Source organism: Nocardioides sp. Root240 (genome assembly GCF_001428825.1).
In the GTDB taxonomy this organism is placed as follows: Bacteria; Actinomycetota; Actinomycetes; order Propionibacteriales; family Nocardioidaceae; genus Nocardioides.
In genome coordinates this window covers 78042-78849 of the sequence record NZ_LMIT01000011.1, presented here as the reverse complement: position 1 = coordinate 78849, position 808 = coordinate 78042, and the positions used below count along the sequence as shown (strand labels likewise).

1 protein-coding gene is annotated in these 808 nt (G+C 71.0%); it reads right to left on the bottom strand.

The window, feature by feature from the left end:
- Positions 1–345: 345 nt before the first annotated feature.
- Positions 346–808, bottom strand: a 463-nt coding sequence (locus tag ASE20_RS14410) for a DUF222 domain-containing protein (protein WP_235538822.1), incomplete at both ends; no start/stop codon positions are given.

Genomic DNA, 808 nt, shown 5'->3' with positions numbered 1-808 from the left:
CCCGCCGCCGGTGGCGGTCGGGGATCTCGTAGGCGGTGACGGGGATGCAGTCGGCCAGGTCGACCACCGGCCGGACGATGATGCTGGTGCCGGGGGCCTGGAGCCACTCGCGGATCTGCTCGGCGCTGACCGGGGTCCGGGTCTTCTCGCAGCGTCCGACGGGGTTGCCACCGGTGAGGGTGGTGTCGGTGATGTGGAGGTTGAGGGTGACCCTCCGCCCCGGCTCGGTCCGGTCGTCGATCTCGAGGTCGAGCATCAGGTCACGACGGGCGATCACCCCTGCGGCCTTGGAGCGACGGACGTCGAGCGACGAGTCGTCGCCGAGCTGACCCAGGTTGTGGGCTNCAGCCCATCGACGTAGACCAGCCCTTCCGCGGTGACCTCGCCGATGTCGAAGTGCCGCTGATCGGCGGCCTTCACCCGGTCGGCTTCGGCGCGTTCGGGGTCGAACCGGATGATCGCCTCGGTGACGAGGCGTTCGATCAACGCCCAGGTCACGTGCCCGACCGCGATCGCGAGCTGGTGGTCCACGTAGGCCGCAGCCTCGGCGGACAGGGAGTGGGTGAGGTCGGCGACCCTTTCGGCCCGCCAGGGCTCCACCCGCCCGGCGAGCACCTGGGCGAAGGTCTCAGGGAGACGCCAGGCGCACTCCAGGATCCTGCCGACGTAGGCACGGCCACCGTCGGGGGACCGGCCGAGGACCGCGATGAGTTCCATCAGCGCGAACTCCGACACGAGCGGTGCACCCGGCCCGGCGATCGGGACACCGGTGTCGAGGTAGGAGCCCTCCGCGATCGTCGCCGCCCCT